Below are 20,507 nucleotides of genomic sequence, written 5' to 3'. Positions count from 1 at the left end.
AAAAGACATCCTATCAATTTTGTCCATCTTAGAAGGACAAATTGATGGTAGAGGCTATGTTAATGGTATATAGAAATAGGGCCTTGATAACTAAGGGGAAAAATACTCTGCCATTCCACAACAAAAAAACACTAACATTAGGTTATTTTAAGAATAGATGACAGCAGCTTCTTCTAACCAAAATGGTAAGATAATATTAATCAGATAAGGGAGGGGACTCATCATCATGTTTTTCCTAAAAGATGAAGGATTTGAATATAGCAAGACACAACTAAAAATAGAAGTAATCGATATACGTAATATAGAAGACTTTATTCAATTACAATTAAGATTTACATTTGACTTTAGTTTTGGAACATTTTCTCATGAGGTAACTTGGTCTAACCATGATATAGAAGCGGTGGTGTCCCAATTGGAAAACCTCCATCTTTCTGGAGAAATCACAGCCATTGAACCCGACATTTCATTCAGCTATCAAAGAATGGAGGGAAATCTTTATACATTTTATATTCACTTTGACAATGGAATGATTCATTCAAACATGGGAACAGACTCAGGGATTAGCCTTAGATTAATAATTAATAGACAGTCTTTAGTAGATTGGGCAAGGCAGCTAACCAAACTATTACACCATACATAATAATTTATTATAGTTAAGTATAAAAATCCTTCCCCTCATCGCCATTCCAGATGAGGATATTTTTGTATGGATCAAACTAGAAATAAATATCTGAAAATAAAAAATATTGTCATATTTTCTGACAATATAATAGATTTTCAAAAAAGTTAATAGTAATATACGTTTATGTTACTTAATTTTGAAACATCGTTCCGTTCAGTGAAACACTGCCGGTAGAAAGACATACAAGGGTTATTTTGGGGAGAGGAGAAGGGGAGCAGGTTTTGATAGAAAGATAACAGGATAGAATCGGTCATATTTAAGTTAAGGGGAGGAGTTATTCAGTGAATATGAAAGCATATGAAAATTCAGAGGTACCGGAAAAGAAGATAACGGGTTATCAGTGGAAAACGCTATGGTCTTCAACGGTTGGATATGCCATGGATGGGTTAGATATGATGATTTTGGCTTATACACTGCCGCTCATAATTGCTTTTTTTGGCATTAATCAAGCGCAAGCGGGAAGCCTTTCTACTATTACATTGCTTGGAGCTGTAATTGGTGGAATTGTATTTGGGGTAATGGCGGATAAATTTGGGCGAGTACGGGTGTTTACTTGGACTATTTTAATATTTTCTGTTTTTACAGGTTTATGTGCTTTAGCTCCTAATTTAGAAACATTTGCGATTTTTCGCTTTTTAGCTGGTTTAGGTCTTGGTGGAGAATTTGGAATTGGGATGACGCTTGTCAGTGAGACTTGGCCGAAGAAGTATCGCTCTCGTGCTACATCTGTAGTAGCGGTTGGATTTCAGTTAGGGATTGTTCTTGCTACTTTAACCGTATTGTTTATTGCACCGAAATTTGGATGGCATGGTGTATTCCTTGCAGGGGTAGTACCAGCGGTTTTTGCGTTTTGGTCCCGCAAAAATTTAAAGGAACCAGAGATTTGGACAAAACTTAAAGAAGAAAATAAAAATAAAATTGCCATTGGACAATTATTTGCTTCAAAGGAAACAACGAAGATAACGATTGGCTTAATTATCGCCACAAGTGTTCAAAACTTTGGCTTTTATGGCATTATGACGTGGATGCCGACGATGCTTGCTTCGGAACTAGGCTACAATTTTAATAAAACAACTTTATGGACGGTAACAACAATTGTCGGGATGATATTAGGGATTTTAATCTTTGGTTATTTGGCAGACAAAATTGGACGCAGACCATCTTATATCACTTTCCTGATTGCGGCGGCAATTATTGTTTGGGTCTATTTCCAAGTAACATCGACAGCAGCTTTATTGCTTCTTGGCGGCGTATTAGGATTCTTTGTAAATGGGATGATGGGTGGATATGGAGCCCTGCTAGCAGAGCATTATAATACAGAAGTTCGTTCCACTGCAGAAAATATTATTTTTAATGTAGGGAGAGCAATCGCGGGATTTGCGCCATTTATTATTGGTTATATTTCTCTTAATCATTCTTTAAGCTATGCACTTAGCTTATTGTCCGGTGTTTACATTTTATCTGCACTAGCATTTATCTTTTTAATTCCTGAATCAAAGGATAAAGAGATTGTTTAAGAATTAAGGTTACAATCTATATTTTAAGAGAGAAGGGTGTTTTTATGACACCTTCTCTTATTAAAAAAGACTGGAACAATGTTCCGCCTAGAGAAACTTTTTTTAAAAGGAGAGACATGGCTTGGAATGGTTAAATCGCTTTACAGTTGTAATGGACTGCCTCTCTTCTAATGCCAATATAGGAATGGGTGTCAGTGAACTTGCGAGAGAGACAGATTTAAGTAAGGGTACGATTCATCGAATGCTTACAAGTATGTGTGAACATCAGCTTGTTGTGCAGGATAAAACGACTAAACAGTATTATCTAGGACCGAAAACGATGCTGTGGGGCAGTCAATTTTTAAGATTGCAGGATCCGATTAAATTACTGGGCAGATATGGAGAAAAATTATCTAATGAAACCAATCTGTATACCTTCATTTGTCGTTATCATGGAGGCGATGTCTATTGTGTTTACACCCATCAGCCATCAGATCTGCGCAATAAATATTTTGTTCATGTGGGACAACGGATGCCGATTCATAGTGCCGCAGCAGCAAAAGTAATTTTGGCGTATCAAGAGGAAGCAATGATTGAGAAGATGGTGCAAGAGACACCCTTTGAAGCTACCACCCCCTATACGAAAACGAATCCTCTCGATATCAAACAAGAACTAAAAGAAATCTATCATTCCCAACTTGCATTTTGCATTGAAGAATTGGAAATAGGCGTATCTGCTATTTCCGCGCCAATATTTTATGATGACAAAAAAACGAATGTCAGTATCAGCATTGTTGGCGAAAGTGACTATATCGAAATGCAGCAAGAAATATTAGTGAAACAAATAAACGAAGTGGCCAAAGAGGCAAGTGAACATATGAAATCTATGCATCTATTAAGTTCTATTCGCTTATAAAGAGAAGGGCGGAGCTCCATGGCCCATAATCAAGGAGATAGAAAGATGGATCGAAAAAGAAGATACGAAGAACTGTTGAATAATATGAATCAATATAATTCGGGAACGAAAGGAATCACAAGAGTGGCCTTTACAAATGAGGAACAGGCATGCAGTCATGCCTTTATGCGTTTGTGTAAAAATGAGGGCCTAGAAATTAGAATGGATTATTGCGGCAATATTATTGCGAGAAGAGAAGGAAAGCAAAAAAATCTTCCGCCAGTTGTCATAGGGTCCCATCTAGATACCGTTTACCAAGGTGGTAAATACGATGGCGTAGTAGGAGTTACAGCAGGTTTAGAAGTGATAAAACGCCTCAATGAACAAAACCTGGAAACGGAACATCCGATTGAGATTATTTCTTTCGCCTGTGAAGAATCGTCTCGATTCGGGGTCTCAACGGTTGGAAGCAAAGCAATGGCAGGAACACTGCAAAAGGAGAAGTATCGTCATCTGAAGGATAAGGATGGAATTACCTTTGAAAAAGCTCTTTCACTTTGTGCTCTGCGATTTGATCAATTGGATTTGGCAAGCAGAGCGACAGAACGTTTTCAAGCTTTCTTTGAATTACATATTGAACAAGGTCCGATTCTGATGAATACCAATAAGAAAATTGGGATAGTAACAGGGGTTGCGGCACCCGTCCGCTTCATTATTGAAGTAAAAGGCGCTGCTTCACATTCTGGTACAACACCGATGAATATGCGCAAGGATGCATTGCTTGGGGCAAGTGAACTAGCGCTTGCTTTAGAAGAAGCAGCGAAAGAAGAACAGCATAACGGTACCGTCGCAACAATCGGGGTGCTTTCCATTCCAATGGGGGCGATGAATGTGGTACCAGGTACAGTCGAAATGAAAGTCGATATTCGCTCCACTTCGACTGCCTCTAGAAATAAAGTACTCACTGCTCTTTTAAAAAAAATGGAGGATGTTCAGGAAAGACGAGGTTTAACGATAACTTCACAGGAGATTAGCAAGGAAGAGCCTGTTCAGTTATCAAAAGAGCTTACTTTTCAAATAGAAAAAATTTGTCTGGAAAAAAAGCTTCCTTATCAATGGATGCAAAGTGGCGCTGGGCATGATGCCATGAATATGACTTCCTTCGGTCCAGTTGGGTTAATCTTTATTCCGTCTTTAAACGGGATTAGTCATCATCCAGATGAACATACCGATTTAGACGATATTTTAATCGGAATTGATGTATTAGAGGCAGCTGTATTACAGCAAGCAATAGCCGTGTATTAATTAAAGAAAGGAAGGAGAGAAAAAGGATGGCAGTGAAGGCAGAAATAATATTTAACAAGCAAGTAAGCAAGCGGTATTTTCATTTAAAAGTAAAAGTTCCCAATCAGCAGCTATTCCCAGTTCAAGCGGGTCAATTTTTTCATATCAAATGCAATGATGGACCTAAGCCCTTGTTACGCAGACCACTTAGTATTTTTCGCATCAATGAAGCAGAAAGTACATTGGAGTTTCTTTATTTAGTAAAAGGAGTTGGGACAAAGGCTTTAGCGGAGCGAAAGTCGGAAGAGACGCTGGATATACTTGGTCCATTAGGGAAGGGATTTAGCATAGCGGAAGGAAGTGAAAATATTCTTGTTGTTGCTAGAGGTGTAGGAATTGCCACCCTTTCCGCTCTTGCTTTCAAGATGAAAAGTAAGAATATTTCGTGTTTTGCGATTGTCAGTGCTAGAACAGAGGAAGATTATTTAGTGGAAGCGGAGTTAAAGGCAGCTGGTGTGGAAGCTGTGTTTGTAAATGATGAAGCTGGAACGAGTGATCCTCAGTACGTAAAACTTTTAGCAGAAACATGGATAAGCGAAAAAAAGATAGATGGCATCTATACATGTGGATCAAGAAGACTATCTATATTAATGAAGGAATTAGCATATGAACACAAGCTTTTTGCTGAAATCGCCTTGGAAGAAAATATGGGATGCGGGATTGGTTCTTGCTATGGATGTGTCTGTCAGATTGAAGAAGAGGAACGCATCCGGCCAGTCCGGATTTGTATGGAAGGTCCAGTCTTTCCGTTAGAAAAGGTGGTATTTGCATGAGTGGCTTGGAAGTAACATTAGGCAATCTTCATTTGCGAAATCCGGTTATGCCAGCGTCTGGAACATTTGCGGAACAAATGACTAATTATATTGATATCAATCAGATTGGGGCCATTATTCCCAAAAGCATTACAAAGAATCGGCGAACAGGCAATCCTACCCCTCGTATTTGTGAAACAAAGGCTGGTGGCATGATTAATTCGATTGGGATTCAAAGTGAGGGATTAACGTATTTTAAAGAAAAGACAATCCCCTTTTATGCAGCTTTTTCGACTCCTCTTATCCCTAGTGTGTCAGCCGACAGCATCGAGGAATTTGTGGAGGTTAGCGCAGAGCTCGGTGCTATGGACGAGGTGGAGGCCATTGAATTAAATATTTCCTGTCCCAATTTGAAAAATAATGGGATGGCGTTTGGCATGGATCCATCCATCTCGCATGAATTAGTAAGCCAGGTACGAAAGTCGACAAATAAGCCGCTCATTCCGAAGTTATCTCCTAATGTAACAAGTATTGTGGAGATTGCCAAAGCTTGTGAAGCAGCCGGCGCCGATATTTTAACGGTTTCCAACACATTTTTGGCTATGTCTATTGATGTTCATACTAGAAAACCGAAGATCAGCAATGTAATGGGCGGCTATTCCGGCCCAGCTATTTTGCCCCTCGTTGTCCGAATGGTTTACCAAGTGTATCAGGCAACCTCCCTTCCGATTATAGGATGCGGAGGCGTCATGAATGGAGAGGATGCCATCGAATTAATGCTCGCAGGTGCGTCCGCTGTACAAATTGGCACAGCTTCCTTCGTCGATCCAGAAGCAATGATAACGATCCGCGATGAAATAGAAGCCTATATGCAGGCACATGGAATAAAGGATATACAAGATATTATTGGTGGAGTGGTGGTTCGGTAGTCGAATGGATGGAGGTTTGGCTGAAAAGGCAGCGGTTTTGGCTGATAAAAGAGAAGTTTGGCTGAAAAGATAGCGATTTTGGCTGAAAAAACGAAAGAATGGCTGATATCCATGCCGTTTTGGCTGATAAACCCCAAAGAATGGCTGATATCCTCGCCGCATTGGTTGATAAATCAATTTTTTCATATAAAAAAGGAGTGGAGAATATGTTGTGGGATCATGTTATTAAAAACGGCTATTTATATACCGGAAATGGATTTAAAAAAGGGCATCTCTATATAAAAGACGGAAAGATTGCGGCCATCTCTCAGGATGAATTAGCGGGAGAAGCGGCAGAGGTAACAGATGGAGAGGGATTATATGTTTGTCCTGGCTTTATGGATACCCATATTCATTCAAGGGATCCAGGTCCAACGTATAAAGAAGATTTTTATTATAGCACCCAAGCTGCAGCGGCAGGTGGGATTACGACTGTTTTTGAAATGCCGAACACTAATCCTCCTATAAATAATGTCGAAAATTTTGAGAAACAAAAGAAAAACCTTGCGGCCAAAGCACATGTGGATTTCGCCATATGGGGAATCTGCTTAGGGGATGCTAACCGAGAGGATATCGTTCCACTGCACCATGCTGGGGTTATTGGCTTTAAGTTTTTCTGGGGCTATGCCATTAATAAAGAGACTTATCAGTTGATGTATAACTATAAGGATGGAGACGAAGGCGTCATTCCGCCGCTTTCAGATGGAGAGGTCTATAGTATTTTCCGAGAAGTTCAAAAAACGGGACAAATTCTTGCTATTCATGCGGAAAATAATCAAATAATTCAACGGCTGACAGAGGAAGTAGAAGCTTCCGGGAAAAGAGATTATGAGGCACTTCTGCAAGGACGCCCGAACTTAGCAGAGGAAATGACCATTCAATCTGGGATTGCATTGGCGAAAAATCTTGGCACTAGACTGCATATTCTTCATGTAAGTACAGGAGAAGGGGTAAAGTTAATAAGACAAGCACAAGCAGATGGCTATACAAATATTACATCAGAAACATGTCCGCATTATCTCTTTTTATCCAATGAGGATTATGAAAGAGTTGGCCCGCAGATGAAGGTATATCCGCCTATTAAATATAAAAAGGATCAGGAAGAGCTGTGGAGAGGAATTCAAGATGGTACCGTAACGGTTGTCTGCTCCGACCATGCTCCTCATACCGAGGAAGAAAAGGATGGCAGCTTATGGGATATTCCTGCTGGAATGTGCGGTGTTGAAACATTAGCACCACTACTATTAAACGCAGTAAGTGAAGAGAAAATCTCTTTAGTCGATGCCTGTAAACTCCTTTCCGAAAACCCAGCAAGGCAATATGGAATCTATCCGCAAAAAGGATCATTACAAGTAGGAACCGATGCAGATATTACAATAGTAGATATGAAGAAAAAACATACTATTAAAAGAGAAGAGCTCCACAGTAAAAGCAAGGTAACAGCATACGACCAAACTCCTATTACAGGAATGCCAGTCGCCACCATTGTCCGCGGAACAAAAGTAATGGAAAACGGCCAAATTATCAGTCAACCAATTGGAAGAATCGTGGTGCCAGGAGGGAATGAGAGGGACGGTTCTTCTTTCCAGCTTAGGAGCATAGGTGATTTGTGATTGCTTCTATTAAAGTTTTGTAGATAAAAAAAACAGGAGGAGAGCGGGATAAATGAATAAAAAAGAGAAGCTAGATTCTTTTATAAAACTATACCACCTAATCAACTTTTACTACGAAAACCGTGACCGCCCAGCAGATGGAGAATTCGACTTTTTTGAAGAAGTAAAAACCAATTGTGAAACATTAGAAATTGATTACGATGCGTTTATCCAGGAACTTCGATTGCAACGGTTGTGAGGGGGGAGAAGGGAATCAGAGGGAAGGCTCTGGATTCCCTTTTTCTAAAGGATTTTATGACTTATTGGAGTTTTTTTCTGTTAAACTTAATCATCAATAATAATAAAAGTATTGATCCAGTTTTTTTAAGCAATTATTAAGGAACTGAAAATGATGGTTAACATCAACTTTACTTATAAAGCTTCACTGTATCCTCCAAAAAATTTAAGTATTCAGCAATAAAAGCTTTAGGCTTTATAATTTTCACCTTATTACCGAATCCCGCTAAAAACTGGTAGGCAAATGGATTCATAGGCAATTCAATAGTGGCAAGATAACTTTCTGAGTTCCTCTTGTTAACAGCGTTCTTGCCATATCTCTCGATAAATTGATCTCTGACTGCAACGTCTATCAATAGCTGTACATTAACTAAATCTTGTTGTTCATTATGTTGCTTTTCTGCTTCCAATACCTTATCAGTTCTCGGTATAAAAAAACCGCCTTTGTTGATATTAGTCATCCTCGTCAATTTAAAGGTTCGATAATCTTCCCGTTCTAAACTATAACCAAAAAGGTACCAATGCATTTCTCGCAAATGCATCTTATAAGGTTCTACAACTCTGGAAGTTATATTTCCTATTGAGTCTACATACTCAAATTTTACTAACCAGTTATTTTCCATTGCTTGTTTTATTAATAAAACATCTTCATCTATTTGACTTCTTCCTTTCCAATCATAAAAAGTTACATCCAATTTTGGAGATATATTTGCACTGGTCATTCCTTTGATTTTTAGAATAGTCGTTTGAATTTCTTGATTTGTAATCAGCTGCTCAAAGCCACCTAAAGCTACGAGTATATTTTCAATATCATTCTGATTTAGTAATCGTTTATCGAATTTATACTCATCCATTAGTGCATATCCACCTTCAGCACCATATTTCGCATAAATAGGGATGTTTGCATAGCTTAATGCTTCCATATCACGTTGAATCGTTCGTTTCGTTACATGAAAAAGTCGACTAAATTCTGATGCGGAAACAACTTCTTTTTGTAATAAGATCATTACTATTGAAATAAGTCGCTCAATTTTTTTCATTTTCTCCTCCTATATACGACATATAGTTGTCGCTTATGTCCTATTATACTTTAAATATAAAAAGGAGGAATTAAATATGAAAGCAATAGGTTATTTACAATTCGATGGAAAAGCAGAAGAAGCGATAGACTTCTATGAAAAGGCATTACATGCAACAAATGTAAAAAAGGTGAGATTTGGCGCTTTTGGTCAAGATCCTAATGCTCCATTAACGGAAGAAGAGCAAAACATGATTATGGAATCTCGTATTGAGTTTTCAGGGAATATTCTAATGATTTCTGACGTCCTGCCTTTTATGCAAGTTATGACGGGCGAAATCGTAAAAGGGAATACCGTCTTAATCAGTATTATTGATGCAGATCAAAATAGGAATCAGCAAATATTTGAAAAGCTTGCAGAAGATGGTACTGTAATCATGCCGTTAGCTTCTACACCATGGTCAGCAAGTTTCGGAATGGTAGTGGATAAGTATGGAGTAACGTGGAAATTTAACAGTGAGGCGAGTAAATTTCTAGATAGTTTTAAGTAGGCGCAGGCAATACAAAAATTGTACTAATAGTTCTTTGTAAAATAAATCCCTATCTATTTTCAAATAGATGGGGGTTTTTTTGCTGTGATTTTCTAAAAGTAGAATGTGCTTCGGTAGGCAAGTCTTGCAGTATAATAACTGCTAGAGTACCATTAATTAAGAATAAATTAGATGAGGGGATAATAAATTTGAAAAAAGAAGTAGTAATCTTAATTGCGATTGTAATACTTGTTGTCATAATTTATGGGTTTATCGATTGGAGAGGAAAAACAGAGGATAGAGAGACAGAACCCAAAATAAACCAGGAGCAAGAAACTGGAATCCAATCTCTTTATGTTTCACCAACAGGAAATGATCGAAATGATGGAAGTAAGGAACATCCCTTTCAAACATTAAAAAAGGCGACAGATAAAGCGGTAGCAGGAACAACTGTTTATATACGTGAGGGGATTTACAAAGAACCGCTCACGGTTAAACATAGCGGCAAAAAAGAACTTCCGATTGTCTTTCAAGCCTATGATCAAGAGGAAGTAATAATTAGCGGTGTGGAGAAGGCAGAAAAAGAAGAGGAGACATCTCTCATAACCATTCAGAATAAAAATTATGTTTCTATTAAAGGATTAATAATGGAAGACTTATCTACTAGTCTTGCTGATGAAACAGTAATGGGAATATATATAGCAGGGTCAAGCAGCCATATTGTGATAGAGAACAATGTAGTAAGAAAAATCAGCACCCTGAACGAGGATGGGAATGCACATGGAATAGCAGTTTATGGAACAGAGGGAATGAAGAATATTGTCATTCGCAATAATGTGGTCCAAGATTTAAAGCTTGGAGCAAGTGAAGCACTTGTCTTAAATGGTAATATAGACGGATTTATCATTGAAGGGAATACAGTTCGTAATAATGATAATATTGGCATTGATCTAATTGGATACGAAGGAACGGGAAAAAAGGATGATTTCACCCGTAATGGAATAATCAGAAATAATATAGTATATAATAATTCTTCATTTGGTAATCCCGCTTATGGAGATGATTATAGTGCAGCGGGGATATATGTAGATGGCGGCAAAAATATAAAAGTGAAAGCTAATACGGTTTATCTTAATGACCTTGGGATTGAGGCAACATCTGAGCATCGAAAGAAGTATGCAGATAATATTGAGATTACCCACAACATAGTTTATGAAAATGTTTATACCGGTATATCTATTGGGGGATATGACGAAGAGCGTGGCGGTACTACCAACACTATTATTGCAAAAAATATTCTCTATCAAAATGATACAAAGGGGTTAGAGGGGGGACAGCTGCTTCTGCAATATGATACCAAAAAGAATACCATCCAACAAAATATCATGACAACTAGTTCTTCACAGTTATTTATCGTTAATGAATTTCAAAAAAATGTAGATAATCGACTAGTGAAAAATATTTATCATAAAGAAGAGAACAAACAGGGAAGATGGATCTGGAAAGGAGAAGAATATACAGATTTTATAGATTTTAAAGAAGCCTCCAACAGTGATAAGCAATCCATGTATATTGATCCAAAATATAAGAATCCCTTAAAGCATGACTTTGACTTGAAACCAAATTCCCCTGTTTACAATATTTTGAGTGAATGAGTAAGAAAGCAGGGGGGCTTCTGCTTTCCTTTTGTTCTATTGATTCCCATTTTATTCTAAATGCTTTTTGAAATACAGCTGACTACTTGTGAAAGAATATACACTTGGTTTTACACTCAATACCATTCAGAATGAAATTATACCTTTAAATAAAATAGTACTTTTGCAGTATATATAGCTAAAGTAAATGCAATCAGTCAGTAATATATGTAAGCAAGCAAACATTAAAGTTATGTAACGAATACAAATAAAATGGGGGCTTAAATAGTTGAAAACCATTTTTTTATTGAACTATGGTTCTGACTTAGAACATGAAAGAATAGATACTTTAGTCAAAGAAATGTTAATGCCATTTAGGAACCTTGGATATGATAAAATCAACAAAAATATTCCTAAGAATCCAGATGTAAAATTAATCATAGATACTTTTGACATTAATAAAGAGAAACATATAGAAAACCTATATTATCTAGAAGAGTTTTATATAATAGATAAGCAGTTTGAAAGATTTAAAGAAGAATTTACAAAGTTTAATGGATGTCATCTATATTGCAGGCCGAATCACAGAGGACATTACTATATACATATTAATAATATAGAATATACTGCACGATCGTTCGTTACAATTGACAATAAAGAAATTATACTAATAGATTATGAATCACCTGATAATGAGAAATTAAGAAGAAAGGTTTATCATTTACCTGAAAATTTTCAGTCGTTTAAAATATCGCTTGATAAAATACCCAACTACGAAGATAGAGAAAAAATGGTTCAAAAATGGATAAGCGAAATTATAAATTTTTAATAAAAAGGAATCTTATTTATTATTGTAATTCCTTTTAAAATAATGAATTCTCCTAGAAAATATCCTATTAAAACCATAAAAAATTTTCATTATTTTTGATAAACTTATAATTGAATTGGAGGTTAGATGAGTATGAATGTAACGGAATTTCAGCAATGGGTAAAGGATTATTATGAAGGCAGAGGCTGGTCTGATCTAGACATATTTATTAGAATTGGCTTTTTAGCAGAAGAAACAGGTGAGGTAGCACGCGCTATAAGAGCTCTTGAAATTGGTAGAGACAGGCCAGATGAAGTAGTAGGCTCATATGAGGAAAATAAACAAGAGTTAACGGAAGAACTAGGTGATGTGCTAGGTAATTTAATAGTAATTGCCAACAAGTACAATATTCCACTAGAAGAAGTGTTTCAGTCACATAAAAAGAAACTATCTGATCGTTATTCACAAACGACAACTTCTCAATCGCTTTATTGATATTATTTCAAATATTTTCTCCCCAGTTTTAGGTTTGCTAGCTGCCACAGGTATTATCAAAGGTTTTAATGCATTATTCGTGGCATTTGGCTGGATCAGTAATGTACTAGTAAATGCTCAGACAGGCACAATGGAGTCTACCTATGGAATCTATGCCTTATTAAAATGCGATAGGCGATGGTTTCTTCGTATTTTTGCCAATCTTCTTAGGTTATACGGCAATGAAAAAATTTGGCGGAACACCTATGTTAGGGATGGCTATCGCTACAGCTTTGGTACACCTAACTCTTGTGGATATCAAAGCGCTTGATTCAATTATGACAGTTTTTCAAGGAACACTATTTGAATCACCAATTCAAATCGAATTTTTAGGAATTCCCGTTGTTCTAATGACTTATACATCTAGTGTTATTCCGATTATCTTAGCAACCTATTTTGCGGAAAAAGTAAAAAAATGGTTAGTAAAAGGTAATGCCAGCGGTGGTAAAAAGCTTTTTTGTTCCACTATTCATCTTGTTATTGATTGTCCCGCTCACATTCTTAATTATTTTATACGAGTTAGATAGTCTAAAAGTATGCCACTACCACCCGTAGCAAAACTGGTTGTTTTTGTTACAGTAATTTGATTTCTTATTTATGCTGTTGTTGTAAAAAACTTCAGTATATTCCGAAGAGCCATTCAATGAAATAAGGCTTATTGTGCTTTCTTGGCAGTTTTTCGAAGAAAGAATTGGTTTTGTAAAAGAAGGAGCCCAGAAGAGGTTGGGAATTGCCTGATGGTATTGTAGAAACCAAAGAGGTAATTAAAGATGCAGTAATTCAGAAAAAATATCTTTAATATGTGGTGATTAGGTATACCTGTAAGTGGGGAACTACAAACAAGTTCAGAAAAGTTTAGAAGTTGTACTTTTTATTATTGAAGAGGCTTTAAATCTGATTGAGAATAATGACTATAAAGATATATCGGAAGCTGGTTTCAATCTTTTCAGAAAGGATTCAAAAGACTTCAAGCTTTGGGATTTTTGGTTTGCTGTAATGAGAGGGAAAAGTAATAAGAGAGAGTGCTCAAAAGTCAGACTTTTGGCACTCTCTTCCTTTTCTTGGTTTATTTTTAATAGCGTAATAAGGAAACACAAATTATGGATTACTTACCATTTCACATAATTTGAAAATATCTCATCATTAAATTGATCAGCCCCATCCACATTTGAACTCTTAAATACTGGAGGGGTAATACCAGCTTCTATTAAAAGCTGTAGAGATTCAACGATGAGAGCTTGAGCAAGGAAGCATCCAACGGCATCTGAAGTAGCTCCAGAATAAATGTCAGAGTTTGAGATCCGGAAACCAGCATCACCGATAACAGCGCCATTATCGAGTACTACATCAGCAAGTTCATAAAGTTTTTTTCCGCTCTGGTGTCTTGAAGTTACACTTTGAGAATGTTTAATGCTCGTCATAGCAATGACCTTTGCTCCCTTTTTCCTTGCCTCTATAGCCATTTCAACGGGTACAGTATTTCTTCCTGAGTTTGATACAATCATAATTACATCTTTGTCTGATACTTCATGTAAATTTAAGTACGACTTCGCAAGTCCTTCGATTCTTTCAAGATAGGTGCTTTTATTTGGGCGTTCATGCAACATTAACTCTGGAGGTAAAATAGCTGTGACTAAGGCAAGTCCACCTGCACGATTATAAATCTCTTCGGCAATCATATGAGAGTGCCCAGAACCGAATACATAAAATCTTCCACCCGACTTAACAGCTTGTGAGATGAGGTTAGCACCTTCTATAATGGATTCTTCTTGTGTTTCTTGAACTTCCATTAAAATATTGTTAAAGAATTTACTATAATCCGCAAATAATGATCCCATTGTTCTTCCTCCATTAAAAGTTTTTATTTTGAATTTATTACTATGATAGCTTTTAAGCTTTACCATCCATAACGATGAGTGTCCCATCCTTTTTCAATTAGAGTTTGTTGGGCATACAATAACGTCTTAGATGGTATATCTTTCTCCACTGCAACACCTGATCCGATAACGCAATTACTGCCTACTTTAGTTCCCGGCATATATAGACTCAAAATACCGGTCCGAGTAAAGTCACCAAAATAAACAGCATTTCCAAATTTCTCAGGAATTTCTCTTCTACCATTCACCTTTTGAGTTTGAGGCAGATCATCGAAACGAGTAATACCTACTGTGACTCCAGCAGCGATATCTGTTGATTCACCTATGATTCCGAACACTTCACCAAAATGTATAAAACTGACGTTATCAAAGGTAATACCGCTAAATTCTGCACAATGTCCAATGCGATTTTTACTCCCAATGACGCTATCAGGACCTATCCTACAAAAGTTTTCTATGCGACAATGAGAACCTATTACTACGTTTCCTTCTATAGTTACACCATTTTCAATTTTTGTATGATCTCCAATAATCGCATTTCCTTTTATCGTTACATATTTTCCTATTTCCACATGTTCTCCAAGCTTTATACATCCTTGAATATCAGCTGTCGGATGGATATTACAAGTCTCAGGAATATCATTATGTTGAAGTTTATTTGTCATAACCGATAGCGCCAGCTGATTAGCTTGCATTAGGTGCCAAGGCTTATCTATATCAATTACTCCATCTGTGATAGGATAGGATGAAACCGTATATCCTTCTTCTACTAACCATTGTAGACTTTGCTCAAATTCCATCTCGTGTTGTGGCATAACTCCTGTCGGTACATTTTTCATGAAACCTGGGTTATGGTGCAACATTCTCTTCAACGCTTTTGTACTTAGAGCAAAGACGCCTATGAGTCGCTCTTGTACATAATGAGGACGAGGGTGACCATAAATATTCTGAACACTGTTTCCGGTCCCTTTGGAAATTCCAAACCAATCAGGTGCAAATTCATTTGTTATAGGTTTAGATAAAATGAGTGTATCTACAGTATTAAGTTCTTTTTGATAGGCATCAACAAAACTAGTTAATCTCTCTAGAGTAATAAAGATATCTCCATACATGATCAACAAATGTTCGTCGTTAACGAGGGACACTACTTTTTCTAAACTATCTGCAGTCCCCTCAGTTACCGAGAGTTCAATAGTTTCAACTCCTTCAAAATCGCAAACAAGAGATTTAATTCTGCGTCCTAGATAACTAGTCACAATAATAATCCGGTCAAAAGACAAGCTCTTAAGATGGTTTACGAGATGAACGATATTTCCTTGGTTAGCTACTGGTAATGCTGCCTTAGGCCAATAATCATTATATGGCCACATTTTTTTTCCTTTACCTGCAGCCAATATAATAGCTGTTTTCACATCAATCACTCCGTATGTTTATTTAGTCAATTTAATCAAACCCTAAAAAGTAATGCAGTACGTCCTTTAAGTTGTTTAAATCTAATGAATCATATCCATAAAGATTTACACCATAATTCGAATTTATACCTCCTTTATAAATTGATATATACCAATTCTCTTTAATTATTATAAAAATATGTATATAATGTCAATAGAATAATCTTAAATAAAAGGAATGTGAAACATGAACAATAAAAAAACCCCTTTATATAAACAACTGAAAAAGGAAATTATACAAAAAATTGAAAGAGGGGAGTTGAAACCGGGTGATGTGTTACCACCTGAAAGAGAACTTGCAGAATTATTCGAAATGAGTCGTATGACGGTGAGGCAAGCTATTTCAGAATTGGTCAATGAATATATTCTCATAAGACGACACGGCAGCGGGACATATGTAGCTGAATCTAAAATTCCACAAGGTAGGCGTTTAAAGAGCTTTAGTGAGGACATGAGAGCGCGAGGGCTGTTGCCCGGATCCAAGGTTCTAGAGAAAACAATAATTGTAGAACCTCCTGCAAACATGATTGCTGATTTAAAATCTGAGGGAAAGATTCTTATGCTGAAGCGTTTAAGATTGGCAGATTTGTATCCTTTAGCAATTGAAACAATAATGCTGCCGATTGAAAAGTTTAATAATCTTGAAAGTAGAAACTTCGAGAACGAATCGCTATATCGAATCTTAGAGGATGAATACAGTATAAAGATTACAAAGGCTCAACAAAAAATCGAGGTAAGAATGCCTACTCCTCAGGAATCAGAATTACTTGAAATAAACTACTCTGTACCCGTCTTTCATTTTAAACAGATAACCTTTGATCAAAATAACGAAATTTTCGAGGTTGCTCATTCAGTATATAGGGGAGACAGATATGAAATAAATACTGAAATTTATAGCTAGACTATGACTACGAATCCAAAATAAGGGATTCGTATTTTTTTAAAATTAAATTGACAAAAATATCAGGTAAATATAAAATTTATGTAATTGGTTCGTACCAATTTAGGATTGGTATAAGCACTAAATAATTGGTGCTCTCGTTATGTTATTGCCGATTTATGGCTCCATTTTTCCGTTTCCGGCCTGGCCATATAATTTGGTATTGATACTAGTTTTGGTCTATATCTTAGTTGGTTTCATTTTAGGATTAGTCCTAAAAAAGAAAAACGCAAAACCTTGTACAGGATGTTAGTAAAATTATTAGTTCAGATGGTTCAGAAAAAATGTAGAAAAGGTGATAAAATGAGTGGTTTGTATGGATTAGTGGATATTGGAGGAACTAAAACCCTAATTGGAATAGCCACTAATGAAAAGATTATTGGCACACGTCAGTTGATGTCTAAAACTATAGAATCACCACAAATGCTGATAGATATTCTTATGAAAGAATTCGATTCATTAATAGCTGAAACGGACCATAAATATGGAAGGTTAAACTCGGTCGGTATAAGTGTCCCGGGTCCGTTAAATCGAGAAAATGGAGTTATTCATTTCACAGGAAATTTAAAGTGGTCCAATTTTAAGATTGTGGAAGAACTAAGAAAAAGGCTCAATGATATTCCGATAATCATAGATGATGACGCTAACGCTGCTGGTATTGCAGAAGCGATTTATGGAGCAGGAAAAGGCTATAAGAATCAAATATATTTGACAGTCAGTACAGGTATTGAGGTGCAATCATTATAGATGAAAAACTATATTATGGAAAACAAGATCTTGCGGGCGAAATCGGCCATATGACGGTATCACCAGACGGACCACCATGCTCCTGTGGGAATTTCGGTTGCCTAGAAGCTTTGGCTTCTGGAACATCTATTGCAAAAAAAGGGGAGCAATTATTGATTCAAGAGCAATCTGAAGTATTATTAGAACTTGCCGGTAAGAATTCGGTTACTGCTGAAATGGTTTTTGAGGCAGTTAGGTTGGGAGATCAAGCCTGTTTTTCTATCATCCAACAAACTTGCCGATATTTAGGGATTGGTTTGGCAAATATAATACAAATTTTCAACCCTGACGCGATAATTTTAGGAGGCGGAATTATGAATAATCAGTCAAAACTATTAATTCCATTAATAGAAAATGAAATGAATCAACGCTTGTTCAAAATTCACAGGGGTCATCTGGATCTTAAATTGGCTGCACTTAGCGGACAGAGCGGTTTATGGGGAGCGTGGCATTTAGCCAAAAATTTCCCTTCTAGAGCGGAGAGAAACTCATCATGCCATATTTAATAGTAAATGCTGATGACTTTGGTCTTTCAAAAGGAGTAAATTACGGAATTATTGATGCACATGTAAGTGGAATTGTTACATCAACAACGCTAATGGTGAACATGCCGGCAGCGAAACATGCCTCAAGCCTAGCCAAAAAATATCCTTCTTTGGGTGTTGGAGTTCACCTCAACCTAACGGCAGGTAAACCTATTCATCAAAATGTTCCATCACTAGTCAATCAAAAGGGATATTTCCATAGCAAGAAAGAAGTTTTAAACAAGGCAAATGTAATTGAGATAGAAAAAGAACTTAGGGCACAAATGAACGAATTTTACACTTTTGGATTGAATCCTACTCACATAGATACTCATCATAATTTACACGGCACAGAGCCAGTTTCTTCGATTGTAAAAGTTTTGGCTGAAGAGTACCGGCTGCCAATACGTCAATTAAATAAGGATGATTCAGCGATAAACACTCTAGAGTTTTGTTCTAAATTCCATGATGATAATGCTTCTTATGAAACTTTATTGGATATTTTTGAGCGTGCAAGTGTGACCCCTTTAGAAATGATGTGTCATCCTGGTTTTGTTGATCAACAACTTTTAAATCACAGTTCTTATAATATACAAAGAATAAAGGAATTAGGTATATTAACTGATCCCTTTACAATAACTGCCGTTCAAAAAGCTAGTATCCAGTTAATATCTTACAAGGAGCTCAGATGGTAATAATTCTGTCTATATGCAGTACTTTTCAATTTTTACAATTATATGTGTTCAAAGATATATTGCAATGGCAACGATGTTAGGGATTGTAGTCATTGGTGGTTTAATCCCGCAACTTGTACAATTAGCCACTCCTTATGTACTAAAAGTGGGAGGTGCAGAAATAAAGTTCCAGGAAATCTTTGATTGGATTTTACCTAGCTTACATCCCTTAGCTATTACAGTTATTAGTTTCCTATTAATTAAGTAAGGTTTTAGTGCAATCAAAATTTTAATGGGAATGATTATTTTTTGTGTATTGGGTAAATAGATTGGTATTTTATAATGAATAAGGTGATAAAATGAATATTTATTGTGGATCAGCTAAAGTTGATATCACACCTACTGAAAGTAAGCTTTTAGCAGGTTATATGGCTACAAGACAATCTAAGGGAATTCATGATCCAATTTATGCACGAATTGTTGCAATCAGATCTCAACAGACTTTTATAATTCTAGTTAGCTTAGATTTGATTTGTATAGATCAAAACTATACAGTCGAACTTCGCAAAAAAATTTCAGACCAAACGAATGTTTCAAAAGAATGTATCTTCCTTCACGCTACGCATACTCATTCTGGTCCAGGGGGGACTATTCAGGAAACATCTCCCATCTGGAGAGCATTTCCTGATTTATGGATGCCATACGATAGAATACTTGTAAATGAACAACATAAAAAAATTGTTGAGGCTGTTAAACTAGCATTGGAAAATTTAGAAGAATGTAAAGTTAGTATTTGTGAGGGGGAAGTCAGCGGCATTGCTGCTAATAGGATATCATCTGAAATAGAATATTCCTCAATTTTAAAAGTAATAGAATTTGAATATTGCAGAACGAACAAAAAGATTATAGTGTATCACTTTGCATGCCATCCAACGATAATGAATAGAGACAACCTTCTAATTAGTGCTGATTTCCCTGGAGTAACTAGCTCTAATTTAGAAAATGAAAATAATGTAGAAATTGCATTATTTATAAATGGTCCGTCAGGTGATATTAGTACACGTTTTACAAGAAAAGAGGCAAGTTTTTATGAAGTAAGAAGGGTAGGAACAGTATTATCAGCAGCGGTACTGGAATTATTAACTCACAAAAAACAAATCAAGGTTGATACCATAAGTTCTAAAATAGAGAAAGTAGATTTGGCCCTTCGCAACATAGAAGATTCTGCACAACTGCAGCATAAATTGCACGAACTTAAACAAAGACATAAAATCCAAAGAGTAACAGCTGGAAATAACTGTGCCTATTTAAGAAAGATAGAATCAGAGATTGAAGGTGTTTCTGCATTAATCAAGAAATCAGGAGCGTTAGAAAATTCGTTAACCATTTCTACCGAAATACAAGTATTAAAGCTGGGTGAGATCTTATTTGTATCAATACCTGGAGAAATATTTAATGAAACTGGAACAGAAATAACTAATAACTACAACGGAGTACCAGTATTCATAGCTGGTAACACTAACGACTACATAGGATATATAGTCCCAGAAGGCTACTATGCGAGTGACAGCTATGAGGCATATATGACGTTATTAGAAAAAGGATCCTCAGAAAAAATAAGAGACACAATACTCTATATGATGGACCAATTATAGGTGAGTATTTTACTCCATTAATGGCGCGATTGTTTAACAACACAAACAGA

At 36.4% G+C, this 20,507-nt stretch carries 21 protein-coding genes and 1 pseudogene; 19 read left to right on the top strand and 3 right to left on the bottom strand.

Annotated elements, in window-relative coordinates:
- The first annotated feature begins 226 nt into the window (after positions 1-226).
- From BCI01S_RS14000 to BCI01S_RS13965, 8 genes are all read left to right on the top strand, one after another.
- Positions 227-640 (top strand): hypothetical protein, encoded by a 414-nt coding sequence (locus BCI01S_RS14000; RefSeq protein ID WP_061799404.1) that lies wholly within the window; start codon positions 227-229, stop codon positions 638-640.
- A gap of 329 nt (positions 641-969) precedes the next feature.
- Positions 970-2,199: an MFS transporter gene (locus BCI01S_RS13995; RefSeq protein ID WP_061799563.1), complete on the top strand. Its 1,230-nt coding sequence runs from the start codon at positions 970-972 to the stop codon at positions 2,197-2,199.
- Positions 2,200-2,320: 121 nt separating this feature from the next.
- The gene (locus BCI01S_RS13990) at positions 2,321-3,094 is read left to right on the top strand and encodes an IclR family transcriptional regulator (RefSeq protein ID WP_061799402.1); all 774 of its coding nucleotides are present in this window, start codon (positions 2,321-2,323) and stop codon (positions 3,092-3,094) included.
- Between the two features lie 18 nt (positions 3,095-3,112).
- Entirely contained in the window at positions 3,113-4,378 is a 1,266-nt protein-coding gene (locus BCI01S_RS13985; protein WP_235844508.1) for a Zn-dependent hydrolase, read from the top strand.
- Positions 4,379-4,404: 26 nt separating this feature from the next.
- On the top strand, positions 4,405-5,190 hold the full coding sequence (locus tag BCI01S_RS13980; protein ID WP_061799398.1) for a dihydroorotate dehydrogenase electron transfer subunit: 786 nt from the start codon (positions 4,405-4,407) through the stop codon (positions 5,188-5,190).
- The gene (locus tag BCI01S_RS13975; RefSeq protein ID WP_061799392.1) at positions 5,187-6,098 is read left to right on the top strand and encodes a dihydroorotate dehydrogenase; all 912 of its coding nucleotides are present in this window, start codon (positions 5,187-5,189) and stop codon (positions 6,096-6,098) included. The genes BCI01S_RS13980 and BCI01S_RS13975 overlap by 4 nt, the downstream gene beginning before the upstream one ends.
- Before the next feature lie 206 nt (positions 6,099-6,304).
- Positions 6,305-7,750: an allantoinase AllB gene (gene allB / locus BCI01S_RS13970; RefSeq protein WP_061799390.1), complete on the top strand. Its 1,446-nt coding sequence runs from the start codon at positions 6,305-6,307 to the stop codon at positions 7,748-7,750.
- A gap of 52 nt (positions 7,751-7,802) precedes the next feature.
- Entirely contained in the window at positions 7,803-7,988 is a 186-nt protein-coding gene (locus BCI01S_RS13965) for a hypothetical protein (protein ID WP_061799388.1), read from the top strand.
- Between the two features lie 169 nt (positions 7,989-8,157).
- Here BCI01S_RS13965 and BCI01S_RS13960 read toward each other — a convergent pair whose 3' ends face one another.
- Positions 8,158-9,066 carry a helix-turn-helix transcriptional regulator gene (locus tag BCI01S_RS13960; RefSeq protein ID WP_061799387.1) on the bottom strand — a complete coding sequence of 303 codons (909 nt, stop codon included), beginning with the start codon at positions 9,064-9,066 and terminating at the stop codon, positions 8,158-8,160.
- Positions 9,067-9,142: 76 nt separating this feature from the next.
- Here BCI01S_RS13960 and BCI01S_RS13955 point away from each other — a divergent pair, with 76 nt between their 5' ends.
- From BCI01S_RS13955 to BCI01S_RS24810, 5 genes and pseudogenes are all read left to right on the top strand, one after another.
- Entirely contained in the window at positions 9,143-9,595 is a 453-nt protein-coding gene (locus BCI01S_RS13955; RefSeq protein ID WP_061799386.1) for a VOC family protein, read from the top strand.
- A 188-nt stretch (positions 9,596-9,783) separates the two neighbouring features.
- Positions 9,784-11,229 (top strand): right-handed parallel beta-helix repeat-containing protein, encoded by a 1,446-nt coding sequence (locus tag BCI01S_RS13950; protein WP_061799385.1) that lies wholly within the window; start codon positions 9,784-9,786, stop codon positions 11,227-11,229.
- A 268-nt stretch (positions 11,230-11,497) separates the two neighbouring features.
- Positions 11,498-12,037, top strand: coding sequence for a hypothetical protein (locus BCI01S_RS13945; protein ID WP_061799383.1), 540 nt, complete (start codon positions 11,498-11,500; stop codon positions 12,035-12,037).
- A gap of 132 nt (positions 12,038-12,169) precedes the next feature.
- Positions 12,170-12,511, top strand: coding sequence for a MazG nucleotide pyrophosphohydrolase domain-containing protein (locus BCI01S_RS13940; protein WP_047941978.1), 342 nt, complete (start codon positions 12,170-12,172; stop codon positions 12,509-12,511).
- Positions 12,492-13,060 (top strand): annotated as a pseudogene (locus tag BCI01S_RS24810) (PTS transporter subunit EIIC); the annotation flags it as partial. The gene BCI01S_RS13940 and the pseudogene BCI01S_RS24810, both read left to right, overlap by 20 nt.
- A 599-nt stretch (positions 13,061-13,659) precedes the next feature.
- On the opposite strand, the gene BCI01S_RS13925 reads toward BCI01S_RS24810, so the two are convergent.
- Complete coding sequence (locus tag BCI01S_RS13925; protein WP_061799379.1) at positions 13,660-14,388, bottom strand: SIS domain-containing protein; 729 nt, start codon at positions 14,386-14,388, stop codon at positions 13,660-13,662.
- Between the two features lie 59 nt (positions 14,389-14,447).
- Entirely contained in the window at positions 14,448-15,839 is a 1,392-nt protein-coding gene (locus tag BCI01S_RS13920) for a nucleotidyltransferase family protein (protein ID WP_047941983.1), read from the bottom strand.
- 226 nt (positions 15,840-16,065) lie between these two features.
- Here BCI01S_RS13920 and BCI01S_RS13915 point away from each other — a divergent pair, with 226 nt between their 5' ends.
- The 6 genes from BCI01S_RS13915 to BCI01S_RS13890 all read left to right on the top strand — a co-directional run bounded on the left by BCI01S_RS13915 (position 16,066) and on the right by BCI01S_RS13890 (position 20,457).
- The gene (locus BCI01S_RS13915) at positions 16,066-16,779 is read left to right on the top strand and encodes a GntR family transcriptional regulator (protein WP_061799376.1); all 714 of its coding nucleotides are present in this window, start codon (positions 16,066-16,068) and stop codon (positions 16,777-16,779) included.
- A gap of 342 nt (positions 16,780-17,121) precedes the next feature.
- Positions 17,122-17,565: an ROK family protein gene (locus tag BCI01S_RS26230; protein ID WP_061799374.1), complete on the top strand. Its 444-nt coding sequence runs from the start codon at positions 17,122-17,124 to the stop codon at positions 17,563-17,565.
- Complete coding sequence (locus BCI01S_RS26225) at positions 17,556-18,110, top strand: ROK family protein (protein ID WP_082810062.1); 555 nt, start codon at positions 17,556-17,558, stop codon at positions 18,108-18,110. Before BCI01S_RS26230 ends, BCI01S_RS26225 begins: the two co-directional genes overlap by 10 nt.
- Positions 18,098-18,823 carry a chitin disaccharide deacetylase gene (chbG, locus tag BCI01S_RS13900; RefSeq protein ID WP_061799368.1) on the top strand — a complete coding sequence of 242 codons (726 nt, stop codon included), beginning with the start codon at positions 18,098-18,100 and terminating at the stop codon, positions 18,821-18,823. Before BCI01S_RS26225 ends, chbG begins: the two co-directional genes overlap by 13 nt.
- A 13-nt stretch (positions 18,824-18,836) precedes the next feature.
- The gene (locus BCI01S_RS13895) at positions 18,837-19,070 is read left to right on the top strand and encodes a PTS system mannose/fructose/sorbose family transporter subunit IID (protein ID WP_047941986.1); all 234 of its coding nucleotides are present in this window, start codon (positions 18,837-18,839) and stop codon (positions 19,068-19,070) included.
- A gap of 91 nt (positions 19,071-19,161) precedes the next feature.
- Entirely contained in the window at positions 19,162-20,457 is a 1,296-nt protein-coding gene (locus BCI01S_RS13890; RefSeq protein ID WP_061799366.1) for a neutral/alkaline non-lysosomal ceramidase N-terminal domain-containing protein, read from the top strand.
- Positions 20,458-20,507 lie beyond the last annotated feature (50 nt).

The sequence above is a fragment of the Niallia circulans NBRC 13626 genome (assembly GCF_001591585.1).
Classification (GTDB): Bacteria; Bacillota; Bacilli; order Bacillales; family Cytobacillaceae; genus Niallia; species Niallia circulans.
Note: the sequence above shows the minus strand (reverse complement) of the source record. Positions and strands in the feature narration are given on the sequence as shown.

What these genes read in the sequence shown, in the direction of transcription:
- BCI01S_RS14000 (WP_061799404.1), top strand. Translation starts at nt 227, where the DNA reads ATGTTTTTCCTAAAAGATGAAGGATTTGAATATAGCAAGACACAACTA.
- BCI01S_RS13995 (WP_061799563.1), top strand. Translation starts at nt 970, where the DNA reads ATGAAAGCATATGAAAATTCAGAGGTACCGGAAAAGAAGATAACGGGT.
- BCI01S_RS13985 (WP_235844508.1), top strand. Translation starts at nt 3,113, where the DNA reads ATGGCCCATAATCAAGGAGATAGAAAGATGGATCGAAAAAGAAGATAC.
- BCI01S_RS13980 (WP_061799398.1), top strand. Translation starts at nt 4,405, where the DNA reads ATGGCAGTGAAGGCAGAAATAATATTTAACAAGCAAGTAAGCAAGCGG.
- BCI01S_RS13975 (WP_061799392.1), top strand. Translation starts at nt 5,187, where the DNA reads ATGAGTGGCTTGGAAGTAACATTAGGCAATCTTCATTTGCGAAATCCG.
- allB (WP_061799390.1), top strand. Translation starts at nt 6,305, where the DNA reads ATGTTGTGGGATCATGTTATTAAAAACGGCTATTTATATACCGGAAAT.
- BCI01S_RS13965 (WP_061799388.1), top strand. Translation starts at nt 7,803, where the DNA reads ATGAATAAAAAAGAGAAGCTAGATTCTTTTATAAAACTATACCACCTA.
- BCI01S_RS13960 (WP_061799387.1), bottom strand. Translation starts at nt 9,066, where the DNA reads ATGAAAAAAATTGAGCGACTTATTTCAATAGTAATGATCTTATTACAA.
- BCI01S_RS13955 (WP_061799386.1), top strand. Translation starts at nt 9,143, where the DNA reads ATGAAAGCAATAGGTTATTTACAATTCGATGGAAAAGCAGAAGAAGCG.
- BCI01S_RS13940 (WP_047941978.1), top strand. Translation starts at nt 12,170, where the DNA reads ATGAATGTAACGGAATTTCAGCAATGGGTAAAGGATTATTATGAAGGC.
- BCI01S_RS13925 (WP_061799379.1), bottom strand. Translation starts at nt 14,388, where the DNA reads ATGGGATCATTATTTGCGGATTATAGTAAATTCTTTAACAATATTTTA.
- BCI01S_RS13915 (WP_061799376.1), top strand. Translation starts at nt 16,066, where the DNA reads ATGAACAATAAAAAAACCCCTTTATATAAACAACTGAAAAAGGAAATT.
- BCI01S_RS26230 (WP_061799374.1), top strand. Translation starts at nt 17,122, where the DNA reads ATGAGTGGTTTGTATGGATTAGTGGATATTGGAGGAACTAAAACCCTA.
- chbG (WP_061799368.1), top strand. Translation starts at nt 18,098, where the DNA reads ATGCCATATTTAATAGTAAATGCTGATGACTTTGGTCTTTCAAAAGGA.
- BCI01S_RS13895 (WP_047941986.1), top strand. Translation starts at nt 18,837, where the DNA reads ATGCAGTACTTTTCAATTTTTACAATTATATGTGTTCAAAGATATATT.
- BCI01S_RS13890 (WP_061799366.1), top strand. Translation starts at nt 19,162, where the DNA reads ATGAATATTTATTGTGGATCAGCTAAAGTTGATATCACACCTACTGAA.